At 59.5% G+C, this 16515-nt stretch carries 14 protein-coding genes; 8 read left to right on the top strand and 6 right to left on the bottom strand.

The window, feature by feature from the left end; genetic code table 11:
* The first annotated feature begins 1 nt into the window (after position 1).
* The gene (locus tag ACIPY9_RS07785; protein ID WP_400698945.1) at positions 2-1162 is read left to right on the top strand and encodes a serine hydrolase domain-containing protein; all 1161 of its coding nucleotides are present in this window, start codon (positions 2-4) and stop codon (positions 1160-1162) included.
* Between the two features lie 8 nt (positions 1163-1170).
* Here the strand turns inward: ACIPY9_RS07785 and ftrA are convergent, their stop codons facing one another.
* Positions 1171-2124: a transcriptional regulator FtrA gene (gene ftrA, locus ACIPY9_RS07780; RefSeq protein WP_400698942.1), complete on the bottom strand. Its 954-nt coding sequence runs from the start codon at positions 2122-2124 to the stop codon at positions 1171-1173.
* Positions 2125-2224: 100 nt separating this feature from the next.
* Here ftrA and ACIPY9_RS07775 point away from each other — a divergent pair, with 100 nt between their 5' ends.
* The 5 genes from ACIPY9_RS07775 (at position 2225) to ACIPY9_RS07755 (ending at position 7553) form a co-directional block, all read left to right on the top strand.
* Positions 2225-2830, top strand: a complete 606-nt coding sequence (locus ACIPY9_RS07775) for a DJ-1/PfpI family protein (RefSeq protein WP_400698939.1) — start codon at positions 2225-2227, stop codon at positions 2828-2830.
* A gap of 287 nt (positions 2831-3117) precedes the next feature.
* Positions 3118-3378, top strand: coding sequence for a LysR family transcriptional regulator (locus tag ACIPY9_RS07770; RefSeq protein ID WP_400698936.1), 261 nt, complete (start codon positions 3118-3120; stop codon positions 3376-3378).
* 35 nt (positions 3379-3413) lie between these two features.
* Positions 3414-3989, top strand: coding sequence for a LysR substrate-binding domain-containing protein (locus ACIPY9_RS07765; protein ID WP_400699108.1), 576 nt, complete (start codon positions 3414-3416; stop codon positions 3987-3989).
* Between the two features lie 113 nt (positions 3990-4102).
* A complete protein-coding gene (treS, locus tag ACIPY9_RS07760) occupies positions 4103-6163 on the top strand; it encodes a maltose alpha-D-glucosyltransferase (RefSeq protein WP_400698933.1) in 2061 nt (686 codons plus the stop codon).
* Positions 6164-6239: 76 nt separating this feature from the next.
* On the top strand, positions 6240-7553 hold the full coding sequence (locus tag ACIPY9_RS07755) for a sensor histidine kinase (protein ID WP_400698930.1): 1314 nt from the start codon (positions 6240-6242) through the stop codon (positions 7551-7553).
* Here the strand turns inward: ACIPY9_RS07755 and ACIPY9_RS07750 are convergent.
* On the bottom strand, positions 7533-8405 hold the full coding sequence (locus ACIPY9_RS07750) for a LysR family transcriptional regulator (RefSeq protein ID WP_400698927.1): 873 nt from the start codon (positions 8403-8405) through the stop codon (positions 7533-7535). The two genes, ACIPY9_RS07755 and ACIPY9_RS07750, sit on opposite strands and share 21 nt — an antisense overlap.
* Before the next feature lie 127 nt (positions 8406-8532).
* On the opposite strand from ACIPY9_RS07750, the gene ACIPY9_RS07745 reads away from it, so the two are divergent.
* The gene (locus ACIPY9_RS07745) at positions 8533-9276 is read left to right on the top strand and encodes a gamma-glutamyl-gamma-aminobutyrate hydrolase family protein (RefSeq protein ID WP_400698925.1); all 744 of its coding nucleotides are present in this window, start codon (positions 8533-8535) and stop codon (positions 9274-9276) included.
* A gap of 120 nt (positions 9277-9396) precedes the next feature.
* Positions 9397-9945, top strand: a complete 549-nt coding sequence (locus ACIPY9_RS07740) for a cupin domain-containing protein (protein WP_400698922.1) — start codon at positions 9397-9399, stop codon at positions 9943-9945.
* Between the two features lie 36 nt (positions 9946-9981).
* Here the strand turns inward: ACIPY9_RS07740 and ACIPY9_RS07735 are convergent, their stop codons facing one another.
* From ACIPY9_RS07735 to ACIPY9_RS07720, 4 genes are all read right to left on the bottom strand, one after another.
* Positions 9982-12141, bottom strand: coding sequence for a TonB-dependent receptor family protein (locus tag ACIPY9_RS07735; RefSeq protein WP_400698919.1), 2160 nt, complete (start codon positions 12139-12141; stop codon positions 9982-9984).
* A 151-nt stretch (positions 12142-12292) separates the two neighbouring features.
* Positions 12293-13354: a hypothetical protein gene (locus ACIPY9_RS07730; protein WP_400698916.1), complete on the bottom strand. Its 1062-nt coding sequence runs from the start codon at positions 13352-13354 to the stop codon at positions 12293-12295.
* Between the two features lie 32 nt (positions 13355-13386).
* Positions 13387-15219, bottom strand: coding sequence for a hypothetical protein (locus tag ACIPY9_RS07725; protein WP_400698914.1), 1833 nt, complete (start codon positions 15217-15219; stop codon positions 13387-13389).
* A 3-nt stretch (positions 15220-15222) separates the two neighbouring features.
* Positions 15223-16515, bottom strand: a complete 1293-nt coding sequence (locus tag ACIPY9_RS07720; protein ID WP_400698912.1) for a hypothetical protein — start codon at positions 16513-16515, stop codon at positions 15223-15225.

Here is a 16515-nt window from a genome sequence, read left to right as displayed (position 1 = left end):
CATGCCGTCCATCGATGCGCAGGTCATCGAGCGTCTGGCTGAAACCTGGCATGACGCTGTCGACCGGGGCACGATTGTCGGCGGTGTATTGCGGGTGGCTCAGCAGGGCGAGATTCGGTATGCATCGGCCCGAGGCTGGGCCGATCGCGAGCATCGTGTGCCGGTCAGGCGGGACACCCCGTTTCGACTGGCTTCCCTGACCAAGCTGCTGACGTCGGTCACGGCCTTGCGCCTTTGCGAACTGGAGGTGCTGTCGCTGGGGGGGCCGGTGACCGACTGGCTCGGGCAGTTTCGACCGCGACTGGTCGATGGCCGTGAGCCGTCGATCACCTTGCGGCAATTGCTGTCGCATTCATCCGGCCTGAGCTACGGCTTCGAGCAGCCCCCCGGCAATGCTTATGTCATGGCCGGCGTGTCGGACGGACTGGACCGTGCGCCCCTGACGCTGCAGCAGAATCTCGAACGACTGGCGAGCGTGCCGCTGTTGTTCGAGCCGGGGCAGGGCTGGGGGTACTCGCTGGCCACGGATGTGATGGGGGCGGTCATTGAGCAGGCAACGGGGCTGTCGCTGCCTCAGGCGATTGCTCGCTGGGTGACGGAACCTCTGGGCATGAGCGCGACAGGTTTTGATCTGTGTGGCAAAGAAAGGCTGGCCTGTGCCTACAAGGACGGCCCGGACGGGCCTGAGCGGATGAACGACGATGATGTGCTGGTGCTCGACAGCGGTCATGCCTGGCTGTCGACAGCTCGTGCCCGTGATCCGCAGGCTTATGCTTCCGGTGGTGCGGGGCTGCTGGGCACTGCCGATGACTACCTGCGCCTGCTTGAGTGTCTGAGGCAGGGCGGCTTTCCCTTGCTCGGTACGGATTCCACCGCGTGTCTTCTGGGCAATGCCATTGGCGATACCGTCATGCCGGGCAGGGGGGCGGGCTGGGCATTCGGCCTGGGACCGGTGGTTCTGACCGATCCCGTGCTTGCCAGGCACCCGCAGGGGACCGGCACCTGGTCGTGGTGCGGCCTATACGGCAATCATTACTGGGTCGACCCGATCGCCGGAATCAGTATGGTCGTTCTGACCAATACGGCCGTGGCGGGCGCATGGGGCGAGTTTGCCGATGCGCTGGTCGAGGCGATCTATGGTTGCAGGCCCGGTCAGGCCTGAACGCTTCATCAGGCCCTGGCAAACTGCTTGCGGTAACTGCTGGGGCTGATGCCCACCAGATTGCGGAAATGCCGACGAAAGGACTCTTCGGAGCCAAAACCGGCCCTGTCCACGACTTCGCTCAGACGAATCCGCGAAGACTCCAGCAACTCCTTGGCGTACGCGATGCGCTCCCCAAGCAACCAGTCATAAGGCGTCAGGCCGGTACTGTCCATGAAACTGCGATGCAGCGTCCGGGTGCTGACCGAGGCCCGTGCGGCCATTTCCTTGATCGTGTGCGGGCGTTTCAAGTCGCTGCGAATCCAGTCCATCAGATTGGAAATCGGCCCGTCGCTGGCCGCGACCAGTTGTCGGGAAGCGTACTGTGACTGGCCGCCTTCGCGATGGGGCGGAATGACCATGCGTTGCGCCACCATGTTGGCGACCCGGGAACCGTGATCGTTGCGCACCAGATGCAGCATCATGTCCAGGCCTGCCGCAGAACCGGCCGCCGTGACGATATTGCCTTGATCGACATAGAGTTCGTTGGGCTGGATGGTCAGGCCCGGATACATGGTGGCCAGCAGGTCGGTGTAACGCCAGTGAGTGGTCACCTTGTGACCGTTGAGCAATCCGGCGGCAGCCAGCACGAAGGCACCCGTGCAGATCGAGCAGATACGTGCGCCACGGGCATGGGCTGCCTGCAACTGTTCGATGAGGCGTTGCGGCACACCGGATTCCACCCCGCGCCAGCCGGGCACGATGATGGTATCGGCGTTCTCCAGCAGGACTTCGCCCGGGGTCGGAACAATCGTGATACCACCCGCCGCAGTGATCGGGCCGTCATCCACCGGGAAGGTGGCGAACTCGTACCAGTTCACGCCCAGCTCGGGTCTTTTCAGCGCAAAGACTTCAACCGTACAGCCAAATTCGAATGTGCAGAGCTGGTTGTAGATGAGGGCGACGACAAGATGGTTTTTCATGGCGGGATGTTACCGGATATTGGCATTACCGACAGTAGTTCGCTGTGATCCTACTGGGTAATCTGAAGTCTGTCACCAAGTACTCTGGAGCCCCTTTTTCATGTCACTCAATATCGGCATTTACGTCTACGACGACGTCGAAGTCCTGGACTTCGCTGGGCCCTATGAAGTATTCACCACCGCTACGCGCATGAATGCACGCAAGAGCCGCGACGACCGGCCCTTGTTCAACGTGTTCACCATCGGCCGAAGCACCGCTTCGGTTCGTGCCAGGGCCGGGCTCAAGGTCGACCCTGACTACTCGATCCACGATCATCCGGCCATGGACTGCCTCATCGTGCCGGGCGGTGTCGTCACGGCGGAGCTGGAAAAGCCCGACGTCATCCACTGGATCAGCGATCAATCCGTTCCGGGCCGTGTGGTTGCCGCCGTCTGCACCGGTGCCTTCATGTTGGCCAAGACCGGCAAGCTGGCAGGCAAACAGGTCACTACCCACTGGGAAGACATCGCAGACCTCAAGGAAATGTTCCCGTCCATCGACGTACTCAGCACCCTGCGCTGGGTCGATGAGGGCGCCTTTGTCACGTCGGCAGGCATTTCTGCCGGGATCGATATGAGCCTGCACCTGGTTGAGCGCCTGCACAGCCGTGAACTGGCGGAACGCACGGCTCTGCAACTAGACTTCGACTGGACCGAAAACGACTAAGCCATCCTGTCATTCCGCTTTCCTCTGCTTTTCAGAAGTATCGGTGCCGATATCCCTTGTGGCCGACCTGTATTCAGTCGTGAAGGAAATCGCCGATAACGGCACGTGCGCGCAGGTGCCGCGTCATTCCTGAGAAAGGCGGTGGTCGCTTTACTCTGCCTGACGAAACTCCTGTCCTGCCTGAAGGCAGGCAGGAGTTTCGTCCGCGGGGGATTCCATATTCCCTTCACCAACCTGCTCAATTGCAGGCTTGCGCCCACTATTGCCATGTCCAGAGTGCAGGAAACATGAAAACCCATTTTTTCAAAGTCGTTCAAACCGTTGCGTTGCATGGTTCGTTCTCGGAGGCCGCTGCCATCCTGGGGTGCAGTCAGTCCAATATCAGCTATGCCATCAAGGAGGTCGAAGACTTCTTCGAGAAGCGCCTTTTCATCCGCAGCCGCACGGGCTGCACCCTCACACCAGAAGGAAAGGTCATCACTCAAACGCTTGGAAACATCATGGCTACACTTGAACAACTAAAAAAAATGAGGCCAGCGGCTCTGTAACCATTCGCTATTTCACACATATCCATGAAACCAGCCTGGATGCGTCGCTGGATTTTCTCGCCCGGGCCTATCCCAACATCCACCTGAATGTCTTGCACGGCAACGAACAGACCCCCTCGCTGGAGCCTCTGAGAAAAGAGCTGGCCGATATTCTGATCCTGCCCAATACGATGCTGGGCGAGCACTATGTCGAGCATCATCATTGGTCCGACTATTATGTACTGGTCACCGCCAAGGGCCGGTCTCCTGCTGTCAGGACCTTTGCCGAGCTTTCCCAGACCATGCGCTATGTGGCCTGGCGCCATCCAGGGATGGAGCGATTGCACAATCAGATGGCCTCGGGCCAATTGCGCCTTGGCTACCGGGGTGAGCTCAGTTGCCTGGAAACATTGCTGGACTTGATTGCCAGGGGGCATTGCATCTCGATCCTGCCCAGCGCGTTGCTGGCGGGGCGTTTCCGTGATCTGGAGCAGATTCCGCTACCCTTGATGATCATGCGCCATATCAGCGTTGTGGCACGCCCGGCCTCGTTGCTGTCCAACGCCGCCAATGTTGTGTTGCAAGCCTTGAAGAAACCTTCGGTCATGGCCGTTCCGCAGCTGGCGACCTGAAGGCAAATGCAACGTTTCGGCTCCACAAGGCTCATAACAACAGGTAATGAATTCAGGGCAGCCCGCATGCGGGCTGTTCTGAGCCACCCTCAGGCAGTGGATGACTGAACGTTATGACGACACCGGACAAGCAGTACCTGGACTGGCTGGTTGCACAATCGATGCTCAATACCGCAAGGCAGCGTGCCAAGGCCTATGGCGGGCAGGGCCGGTTATGGCAGAGGCCTTTCGCCCATGCCCGTCCCCGGGATGCCTCGGCGATCGCTTCGGTCTGGTTCACGGCCTATCCGGCCTCGATCATTACCCGTGAAGGGGGCTCGGTGCTGGAAGCGCTGGGAGACGAGACGCTTTGGCACGCCTTGTCCGAAATCGGGATACAGGGCATTCATAACGGGCCGCTCAAGTTGTCCGGCGGGCTTCAGGGAAAGAACCGGACGCCCAGCATCGACGGCAATTTTGACCGGATCAGTTTCGACATCGATCCTCAATTGGGGACCGAAGCCCAGTTGCTGAGCCTCAGTCGCATTGCGGCGGCGCACAACGCCGTCATCATCGATGATGTGATTCCGTCCCACACCGGCAAGGGAGCGGATTTCCGGCTGGCGGAAATGGCTTACGAGGATTACCCCGGCCTGTATCACATGGTCGAGATCCGGGAGGAAGACTGGCCTTTGTTGCCGGAGGTGCCGGCCGGTGAGGATTCCGTCAACCTGATGCCGGAGGTGGTCGATCAACTCAGGGACAAGCACTACATCGTCGGACAATTGCAGCGCGTCATCTTTTTCGAGCCGGGCGTCAAGGAAACCGATTGGAGCGCTACTGCCGTGGTGCAGGGCGTCGACGGCAAGGCCAGACGCTGGGTCTATCTGCATTACTTCAAGGATGGCCAGCCATCGCTCAACTGGCTCGATCCCAGTTTTGCGGCGCAACAGATGATCATCGGTGACGCCTTGCATGCCATCGATGCCATGGGGGCCAGGGTGCTACGTCTGGATGCCAACGGTTTCCTGGGGGTGGAGCGCAAGGCCGAAGGCACGGCCTGGTCCGAAAGCCACCCCTTGTCGATCACCGGCAACCAGTTGCTGGGCGGGGCGATCCGCAAGGCCGGAGGGTTCAGTTTCCAGGAACTTAACCTGACGCTGGACGACATTGCAGCCATGTCCCATGGCGGGGCCGACCTGTCCTATGACTTCATTACCCGCCCGGCCTACCAGCACGCGCTGCTGACCGGCACCACCGAGTTCCTGCGCCTGATGCTGCGCCAGACGCACCTCTTCGGGATCGACCCGGCCTCATTGATCCATGCCCTGCAAAATCACGATGAGCTGACCCTGGAACTGGTGCATTTCTGGACCCTGCATGCCCACGACACCTATCACTATCAGGGGCAGACCTTTCCCGGCAACATCCTGCGCGAACATATCCGCGAAGAAATGTATGAGCGCCTGGCGGGGGAGCACGCCCCTTACAACCTCAAGTTCGTCACCAATGGTGTTTCGTGCACCACCGCCAGCATCATCACCGCAGCCCTGGGGATTCGTGACCTCGACAGCATCAGTGAGGCCGACATCCGGCAGATTCAGCACATTCATCTGTTGCTGGTGATGTACAACGCCATGCAGCCCGGTGTTTTCGCCTTGTCCGGCTGGGACCTGGTCGGTGCATTGCCGTTGCCAGCCGAGCAGGTTCAGCATTTGATGCAGGATGGCGACACCCGCTGGATTCATCGCGGGGCCTACGATCTGGTGGACCTTGATCCGGAAGCGGAGTTTTCCGCGGGGCATATGCCTCGGCCCAGAACCCTGTACGGCAGTCTGGTCAGTCAGTTGAAACGCCCTGACTCATTTGCTTCGCAGCTCAAGAAGATACTCGCTGTCCGTCGGGCCTATGACATCGCTGCCAGCCGTCAGATATTGATCCCGGATGTAGAACATCCCGGCCTGCTGGTCATGGTCCATGAATTGCCCGCCGGCAAAGGCACGCAGATAACGGCCCTCAACTTCAGCTCCCAGCCCATTGTCGAAACCCTTCACCTGCCGGATATCGCACCGGGGCCTGTGGTGGACATCATCAATGAACGGGTCGAAGGCGACCTGACCGATCAGGGGGAGTTCACCATCACCCTGGATGCCTATGAAGGGTTGGCGCTGCGGGTGGTCAGTAGCATGCCTTGACGAAATAACTACATCCTCTGCCTGATAATCAGTGGCCCTGACCGGGGTGATATCAGGCAGTCGAGTCAAGTCGTCCATGGATACAAAACATAGCCTCAAGCAACGCATCGTCATGGTCTTTGCACTGATGAGCACTGTGATTGCCGGGGTTTTTGCCATTGGCGTCGTGGCGACCGTTCATATCGTCGAAAAAAGACTGGCAATCATTACCCTCGGCAGCGACCTGCACCGGCTTCTGGTCATGGACAACGCTGAGGATTGGGGCCACAGACCTGACAGGCGTTCACTGTTCTATGTGCAGGGCGGCGTCGGTGATCTGGCCATGACGCCGGACCTTGCGGAGCTGACAGAGGGCTTTCATGAGCTTACTCGCGACAAGCATGTCTACTACGCCATGGTCGAGTCGGTCAGCGGTCGCAAATATGTGTTGTTGCGCGATCTGCGCAGCTCGATCAAGCGCGAACGCATTTTCTGGGGTATCGCCTTCATCAGTTTTGTACTGAGCGTTCTGCTGGCCATTCTCCTGGGGCGTCTGCTGGCTCATCGAGTCATGGCTCCTGTGATCCGTCTGTCCAGTCAGGTCCGGCAGCGTGAGCGATGTTTCGGAAACGTTCCGGCGTTGGCGCCGGACTATGCCCAGGACGAAGTCGGTACGCTGGCCATGGCCTTCGACAAGACCCAGGGGCAGTTACGGCAGGCCCTGGACCGTGAAAAGCTGTTTACCAGCGATGTCAGCCACGAGTTGCGGACCCCCTTGATGGTGCTGATCAGCTCCAGTGAATTGCTGCTGGAAAGCCCGAGCCTGGATTCCCGCTCCCGGTCGCAGGTGATGCGGATTGCCAAGGCCAGTACCGCGATGCAGCAACTGGTGGAAACCTTCCTGCTGCTGGCGCGTGCCGAAAGCAATCAGCCTCAACAGGGACCGCGTTCGACCCTGCGGATGGCGGCCAATGAACTGGCTGAGCTCTGGGGTGAACCCATCCGGCAAAAAGGCCTGGAACTGATCTACGAACCGGTGGACACCTCGAGCACCTTGTATAACGCCACATTGCTGCATTCGGTGATGGGCAACCTGCTGCGCAATGCCTGGCACTACACCGATCAGGGGTTTATCCGCCTGATCCTGGACGTCGACAGCTTTGTGGTCGAGGACAGCGGCATCGGGATTCCTGCCGAGAAACAGCAGGAAATGTTTCAGCCTTTCATCAGAGGCGACGAACAACGTGGCGACGGTTTGGGGCTGGGGCTGTCGCTGGTTAAACGCATCTGTATCAATCAGCAGTGGCAAGTGCTGTTGACCAGCCGGGAACCGAATGGCTGCCGGTTTGAAGTACGGTTGAATACGGCGGCCTCTGCATCCGTTGACGTCTCAACCCAACGCTTTGCGTAAAAGCGGTGTCAGCTCATCCAGCAGCACCTGTACCGAGCGCAATGCCCGGCAATCGGGACGCGTCAGGAACCAGAGGTCGGTGCTGCATCCATCCAGCGGCGGGCTCAGCACGTCGATACCTGCCAGGTGACGGGCCATGAAGTCGGGGATGGCCGCCACGCCAAGCCCGGCTTCTACCAGTTGCGAAACAGCCGACATACTGCTGCACCGGTAACGCGGTACCACCGCCGGGAATGCTTGTCTGCGCCAGATCACCGATGGGTGATCCGGCATGGAGTCATCCGGGCTGATCCAGGGTACGGACGTCGGTGTATCTTGCAGTGCCTCTCGATAATCCGGGTGCCCGCACAGGACATAGTGGGTGGAGCCCAGTTGTCGGCCTATCAGGTGCTCGGGTGGGGTATTGGTCAGGCGCAGGGCGATATCCGCATCGCGACGGCTGAGATTGGCGAAGCTGTTGGAGGTGGCCAGTTCCAGCGCCAACGCCGGATAGGAGGGCATGAAACGGGCGAGGGCGGGCATCAGCAGGCTGTGCAGGACGGCGTCGGTGCAGGTCAGGCGCACCGTGCCGCTGACAACCTGCTCACCTTGTTGCAGGGCCACGCGAGCAGCGTTGAGCGCGAGTTCTGCATGCTCGGCCTGTTCAGCCATGGCCTGGGCGGTGTCGGTGGGGATATAGCCGCGCCGGTTCTTCTCGAACAGCGCCGTCCCCAGGGCCGCTTCCAGCCGTCTGATGGAGCGGAAGACCGTGGATATATCGACATGCAGCAGCTCGGCGGCCCGCGCCAGCGTGCCTCCTCGCACCAGTGCCAGCACCAGTGACAGGTCGGCATGAGTGATCTCATATTGCATTGCTGCACACTTTCATTGCCTGAATGCCCATGCCCATTGCGTTGATGACTATCTTAGACTCGTTGCCATCCTGCGCGATAGCCGTTCGCTGTCTGCGCCCTGGTTTCACCGTCAAGGGGGCTGAATCATGTCTCGTCTTCCACTGATAGGCGTTACGGCCTGCCGTCAGCAACTGGGTAAATACTCATCCCATACGGCAGGAGACAAATATGTCGAAGCCGCGGCTTTCGCCGGGGTTCCCGTGGTGCTGCCTGCGCTGACCACGCCAACCGAACCCTCGCAGTTGCTGGCTCATCTGGACGGCCTGCTGTTCACGGGTTCGCCTTCCAATGTCGAGCCCCGTCACTATCAGGGGCCTGCGAGTGCTGAAGGCACTCAGCATGATGTGTTCCGGGACCGCAACACCTTGCCCTTGCTCAGGCAGGCGATTGCCCAGGGCGTGCCGGTTTTCTGTATCTGCCGTGGCTTTCAGGAACTGAACGTGGCATTGGGGGGCAGCCTGCATCAGCGGGTTCATGAGTTGTCGGGGTACCTGGACCATCGCGAGCCGCAAAGTGATTCGCTGGCAGAGCAATATGCCGCTCAGCATGCCGTGCAGGTGCAACCGGGGGGTGTGCTCGAAGCACTCGATCTGGCTCCCGGCTTCGAGGTCAACAGCTTGCATAGTCAGGGTATTGACCGGTTGGCCGCCGTTTTACGGGCCGAGGCGTTGGCACCGGACGGTCTGGTCGAAGCGGTTTCCATGCCGGGTGCAAGCGGCTTTGTGCTGGGAGTGCAATGGCATCCCGAGTGGCAGTTCATGGAAAATCCGGTGTCGCTGCGTCTGTTTCAGGCATTTCGTGAGGCTTGCCAGGCTTACGCCCGACGTTGAACCCCGTGGTCATGTTCCGCACGCAAACAAACGTGATTTAATACGCGGCCTTTGCGGGGGTTGTGGTGTCGGCACCATGAGCCGCGCCTACTCTCCGACCATTTTTCATACAAGGCGGCCATGGACACAGGAGCACGACTCAAGCTTGTGCGCGAAAGCTACAAGTTATCCCAGCGCGAGCTCGCCAGACGCAGCGGTGTGACCAATGCCACGATCTCGTTGATCGAGCAGAACCGGGTAAGCCCTTCGGTCAGTTCTCTCAAGAAGCTCCTTGAAGGCATCCCCATGACCCTGGCGGATTTCTTCACCTTCGATCAGCCTCCGGGACAGGACCAATACGTGTTCCGTGCCAATGACCAGCCCGACCTCGGTCGTAACGGCCTGCGTCTGCTGCTGGTCGGGGCCACCTTGCCAAGCCGGCAGATGCGCTTTCTGCGTGAGCAATATGCGCCGGGAGCCAGTTCCGGTGACGAGCCCATCGTGCATGCCGAAGGCGAGGAGTGCGGGCTGGTGACCCGTGGGACAGTCGAGCTGACGATCGATGGCCAGGCCAACATCCTCAATGCTGGCGACGGTTACTATTTCCCCAGCACCTTGCCCCATCGCTTCCGCAACATCGGGCAGGACGAGGCCGAGATCATCAGTGCCAACACGCCTGCGAACTTCTAGGCGTTCCCCATCGATCAGGTGATGGGGAACACCGTCTTAACGAAGGCTCCAGGACACCCCGGCATAAACGCCCATGCCATCGCCCGGCGTCGAACGGGCCACATCCAGCCCCTTGTCGTCATAGCCCGGCGTGACGGTGCTGGCGTAGCGCTTGTTGGTCAGGTTGCGCAGGTCAAGCCAGGTTTGCCAGTCATCCCTGGGCGATGCATAGCCCAGCGTCGCACCCAGCAGTGTGTATTGATCTGCGTAATAGGAGTTGGCGTAGTCCACGGCAATCCTTGACGCATGCTCGGTGTTCAAGCCGACATAAAAGCCGGTGGGGTGGCTGTAGCGCAGTTCGGCCTGGTAATAGTGTTTGGGAATACCCGCCAGCTGGTTGTCCCCGAAACGGTCGTCATCGCGATAGTGGAAGTCGCTGTAGGTGTAGGCCTGGCGCAAGGCCAGCTTCCCGGCAGCGCCGCCTTGCCACAACGTACTGTCCAGACTGGCCTCGATGCCCTGGTGAATGGTCGGGCTGGCATTGGATTCGGCAATGATCTGCGACGTGGTCTGGGTGGCGGCCTGTGTTTCGACAGTGAGCAGTTCGTGACGCACTTGCGAGTAATACGCCGCAAGGTCCCAGCGTCCGAGCCATGCTTCACCGCGTCCGCCCAGTTCAAGGGTGGTTGCGGTCTGGTTATCAAGCTCGACGCCGACGCTCTGCAACCCGGTCGCGGCACCGCTTCCGGCAGGGAAGAACCTGTTCGAGCCCCAGATCATCGACCAGGCATGAGGCGGTTCGACCGAGCGGCTAAGATTGCCGTACACCTGCAATTGCGGGGTGAAGTCATAACGCAGGCCGAGGCGGGCAGCGTAGTCCCAGTCATGGGTACTGACCGGTTCGTTGACCTCAGGGTAAGTGACTTCTGTCTCGCGACGGGTGTAGATGGCCGCAACGCCTGTGGTCAGCCAGAGATCGGGGACCAGTTCCAGGTCATTGCCCATGTGCAATACGGTGTCCGAGCCCAGGTAGCTGTAATCCCGGGTCTTGGCACCGACCGCATAACCGGCCGTGTTACCGGTGGGAATCCGCACGTATTCGGATGCCCCGTTGTTCGGCAGGCCCTTGGTGGTGCGCAGGCCGATGGTCGTGATGCTCTGATGACCGGCCAGCTCGTCCTGACGGATGTAGTTCAGGGTGCCGCTGACATCGGTGTAGGCCACCTTGAGCCGGTTGGTGCCTTCGCGCAGGTCCATCGGATAGTCGTGATAGACCAGACCGGCTTCTATCCTGGCGTTGTCATCCAGATAGAAGGTGGTCTTGTTGGCCAGCCAGGTACTGCCCGGTTGCAGGCGCTTGGAGTCACGGGCCACGTTGAGGGTATTGGCTGCCCGCGGGTCGTGGCGGATCTGGTCCCTGGTGATACGGCCTGGCGTATCGTTGTCGGTTTCCCGATAGCGGAAGTAGAAGCGGGTCTCGATATTCGGGTTGAAGCGATAGCCGACATTGGCGGCGATGCCTTTGCTGTTGCCGGAGCTCTGGTCCTGGAAACCGTCATAGCTCGAGTCGGTCAGGCTGACGTAATAGTCCAGATCCCCCAGCACCTGACCGGAACTGATCTGGCGTTTGGTGTAGCCATGGCTGCCGACTTCGTAGCGCAGTTGCAGTTTCGGCGCGTTGTAGCCGGTGCGGGTGAGGTAGTTGACCGAACCGCCCAGCGCCAGAGAACCTTGATCGAAACCGTTGGCGCCCCGACGCACGTCCACATGGCTCAGCCAGAGAGGTTCTTTCAGTTCATAAGGCGTTCCACCGGGGCCGGTCAGCGGCAGGCCGTCGAGCATTTCAAACAGGCCGGAGGCATGGGAGCCTGGTGCCCGGTTGATGCCCGAGCCGCGAATGGAAATCTTCGCGCCTTCATTGTTGGCGGCCTTGGCGTAGATCCCCGGCTGGTATTTGAAGACGTCTTCGTTGTTGGCCACACGACCTTGCTCGACGCTGTCCAGGTCCACGACATTGGTGGCACCGGGCACCTTCTTCGCTTCCTCCTGCGCAACCTCGGCAGCGCTCTGGGTATCGGCAGACACCTCGATGTTCGACAGGTTGACGATGCTTTCAGCGTTGGCGAGCGTAGCGCAGGCGAGGGCGGCACTGAAGCCAAGCAGCCTCGCAGCACTCAGGCGCGAGAGCGGGAAAGGGGGAATGTGTTGCAAGTGCATGAACCTTGTTTCGTGAGAACGGCGGGCGTGCCGTCGCAGAGTAGGTATTCGATGCCGGTGCGGGCATTGAAGTCACTTGCAAAAGATTTGTATTCGCGAATGAACCGCTTCTGTCCATGCATGTAGGAGCGAATTCATTCGCGAAAGACCGTTACCAGGGCAACTCAACCCGACGCAGCCGCCCACTCAATGGAACCACGTCATTTACCTGATTGGGCAACAGGCGTCCGCTCAATCCCATCCCTTCACTGACGATCACGGCCTGTTCCAGCAGACACAGGTTGGAAGGCGTATCGAGCCCGGTCGCCAGAACGGTGATTTCCCGGCTTTGCAGGTTGCAGTTCAGCAACCGGCCGCTGAAGCGCTCGAACCCGCCATGCACGGGTTCGCCCGCCCACTCAGGGCGCAAAGATTGCAGCAGTCGGTTACACAACTCCAGCACCAGCACGCTTCCATCCGGGCGAAGGGCCAGGCCGGTGGGCAGTTGCAGACCACTGATCAGCACCTCGATCTTGCCGTTGTCGGGCCAGACTCTGATCACCTGACCGGCCTTGTCGACAAAGTCGATGCCTTGTTTCGCCGGGTCGGCACGCAACTCCCCGGAGAACAGGCTGATCAGCACGGCTCCGGTGGCAGGCTCGTAAACCAGGGTCACAGGTACCGCTTCCTGCCCCTGAGCCAGATCGGGCAACTGGGCCAGCACCTGTTCACCATCCTGCTCGGTGAACTCGACCAATTGGTTGGTATCGGGCTTGACCGCCAGCCAACTGCGACGTGACGGGTGATAACACAAGGCGTTCAGGTTGCCCTGGCTGTGGAACACCGGTTCGGGCGGCGAATACTGGAGGTCCAGAATCTTTGAGCCCTGCACATAATCGGTCTGGCTGACCAGATAACGCCCGTCACCCTGGGCGACGTCCGAGAGCCCCATGATTTCATCACGCAACATGCGCGGCTGCATGTTCATGGCGCGAAAGCCCTGGGCCAGGATTTCGGCTGGCAACCAGGAGCCCGGTGCCTCGGGAGCCGGGCGCAACAGGCTGATACGTCCACTGAACGGCGCATCGGGCAGGCCTGATCCGGCTTCGATCAGCAGCAGACTGCCATCGGGGCGTGTGCACAGGCCTCGAGGGTTGAGCAGGCCTTCGGCAATGAAGGTGCTGGCGCACAGACGTTCAACCGGGTGCGCAGGCACTTCAATGGGTACGGTCATGGGACTCTCCATGGTCAGAGTACGAGAGACGTTCATGGCAGCGGCTGCCAGGGTGTACCTGTCAGGTAGGCGCTGAGCAATGCACGCTGGCTGGGCGACATCGAGCGAACGACCGGCATATAGAGGGTGGTGCCTTTGTAGGTGTCAGAGATGCGCCGCAGAATGGTGTCCTTCGCCGCCATGATTGCGTTTGGCTGGTTGAGCGGCACGTAACGAGACATGGCAGGGAAGGCCAGATAGTGAAACCGCAGCACGTTGGGGTACACCTGATCCCAGGTAATGGTGCTGCCTTGAGGAATTCCAAAGTCTGTCTGGGCGTATTTGCGGAAGTTGGTGAAGTTGGTGAAGTACGGCGAGATACGTTTACCCGCCTTATTCAAAGCGGTATAGGTCAATACGCTGAAGCCCGCCTGGCTTTCAGTATTCGGTTTGAGAGTGACAGTGACATTGACCGAATGTTGATTGGCGGGTACGGAAACCAAATGGGGATAGTTCAGGCAATCAAGGCTGGCGCCAATGGCTATTTTAATAGAGGTGTCGGAAGGCACAGGTCCACCCAGATACCTGACCTGCAACGGAATCGTCAGGCCGTCAGGATGGTCTTCCAGATAGATATTTCGCTGGTCGGTGTAGAGTCTGTAGGGCGACTCGGCGATTTGTAGAGACGTCTTCGCGGGGGGATCATTTCTATAGTTCATGACCTCGTCTGGAGCCGTTATGGTCAATGACTGGGTTTTGACCTGCTGTGCAGTGTCTGCATCAAGCGGCAAATCCACGATACCGCCGTACAGGTAATAATTTTGCAGATATTCATTGTCCTGAGTCAGGGTCGTGAGGGGGGTAGTGCCAGCGCAAAAGCTGACAGGACCATAGTCGGCATTGGGGCCTATGGGGCTGGTGATGGCCGTGCGATCAGTCCTGAACGTCTCCTCGGGAATGAGATTCACCATATCAATGCTCAATAGCCCGCTGTCGCTTAGTTCTGCAAAACCGGTACTTCCTGTGTTCTGGTTGACGAGCAGTCGGCCTGCCGGACAGATGACAGGCTCGTCGGCAAAGGCCGGTGCCAGTGTGCCGATAACCCTGCCAATACTTGGGTTGGGTGTGTAGCGCTTTGCTACATAATCGGCATTCAATTGGGCGGTGGTCAGGGTCGGGCACATCTCGAACATGACGAAGCGCAGGACGATTCCGGTTGCGCCGGGGGCCTCGATGATCGATTTCAGGGTTTCGCTGCTCTGGTTGTAACTGACGATGCTGTCCAGTGGAAAGGTCAGCTGGAATGTACCGCTGAGGGCGTAAGAGCCGGGTGCATCCATGGTTGCGGGCCCCAGGATGCGCTGTTTCACATCCAGGCTGCTGCACACGGCATCGCAGTTGATCAGTAACTGGATATTATTGTTGCCGCCGATCTGAAGACCGCCGACAAATATCTGGGTGGTGACCACCGAGGTCGGGTCCAGGTCCACCATCATCGGGCCGGAGGAACTGCGCTGGCCGGTTGCCGGGTCCAGTGAACCGAGCAGATAGACGGGTTGCCCAATAAGGTCACCTTGCTTGCTGATAGCCCCCGGATTGCCCTGTGAACTGATCTGCGTGTCCATTTCGACGAGATGCTGGCCATAGTGATTCCAGCCCCCGTTGGTGTAACCGGAGGCGGGCGCATCGCTGGAGGGCGCATTGATCTTTTCGTTCAATTGTTCGTCGGTGTAAGGCTGGGCCTCTGGAGCAATGGTCGAAGTGGTCACATCGAACAGGTTAAACGTGCCTTCACCTTGAGGAATGGTCGGTGAGTTGTTCGGCACACTCACATCCGTGCTGATGCCACCCCAGAAGTTCACGCGTGGTCCATTGAGAATGCTCATGATCTATTTCTCGTCCTTGGCGCCTTGAGCGGCGGGCTGTGCAAATTTGAACAGGTAGGAAAAGTCAGCCTTGTAAGGACTGCCGACCGGTGTCGCCATGGAGTGGCACGTCATGCAACTGCTGTTTTCCTGGATATAACTTTCCATCGTGACGTTGGCCGAGAGTGCCGGTGTCGGCTGACCCAGCGGATTGCCGGGGTTGTTCGGATTGAACGGGCGCTGGGTCGTGACGAGCTGGTAGTACTTCAAGGCGCTCTGTTGCAGGCCGGGAGCGAACTGGAAGGCCTTGTTGATCAGGTCGGTGGAAGTAGCAATCGGCGTCACCCGGTTCAGCGGGTTCGGCGTCTGGAAGGTGGTGCCGGCCTTGGGCACGCATACCATCTTGCCGCCTTGTGTCTGCCAGTCGCACGGTGACTGGTTGAGGCTGGCAGGTTGAGCGTCGGCGTTGAAGTAGGAGTAATGGATGCCGGAAGTCGGATTGTCGACCCATTGGCCTCCTGACAGCTTCTTGGGCGGAACATTGTCGACCTGCTCGAAGGTGGACCAGATCCACTGCGGATAGCCATTGACCTTGGTGATGATGTGCAGGCCCACCAGCCCCAGATAGGCATCGGCTACAGCTCCGGTGCGCTGGCCCTGGGCATTGAACAGGTCGACCTTTGAGTGAACAGTCAGGTAATGGCTCGCATTGTCGGTATCTGTGAGGATTCGCCAGCTGGACTTGACCTCGATGACCCCGTTCGGGAAGGAGATGTTGCTGGCCTTGGACACGACATCGGCGTTGTAGAAGTTGTTGGCCACGATGTAGTTGTACGAAACTTCGTTGGCTGAAATGTCGTAGTAGGTCGGGTTACCGTGCTGATCAATCAGCCAGCCGCCCACGGCCTGGTCGACCGCCTGGAGTACGCCGGTGTTTTTCAGGGCCGAGATATTGATCATGCCCAGGTTCCGGCCTGTCAGCGGCGTGTTCCAGGGGCCTGGATTGCTGCCGTCCGCCGGGAATATTTCATTGACGTTCTTGTAGCTCTGCCAGACGGTGTACCCCGCATCGCCCGGTTTCTTGTTGCAATCGGGGATGCCACGCTGACCATCCGTTACGGGCCAGTTCAGCGCGATAAACATCTGCCAGCTGTAAAGGTCGAAGGCCTCCTGGCCACTTTTGGCGGCCGGGGCGTTGCCGGGAAGCTGGCAATTCAGACTCGTCACCGATACATCCGGCATCGGTTGTTCAAGGGCCAGGGTCGGCAGGCTGACAAGACTCAGCAGCGTCAGCCCAATAGGAAATCGAGTATTCAT

It is taken from the genome of Pseudomonas sp. NPDC089734 (genome assembly GCF_044748865.1).
In the GTDB taxonomy this organism is placed as follows: Bacteria; Pseudomonadota; Gammaproteobacteria; order Pseudomonadales; family Pseudomonadaceae; genus Aquipseudomonas.
This window is presented reverse-complemented; position numbering and strand designations above follow the sequence as displayed.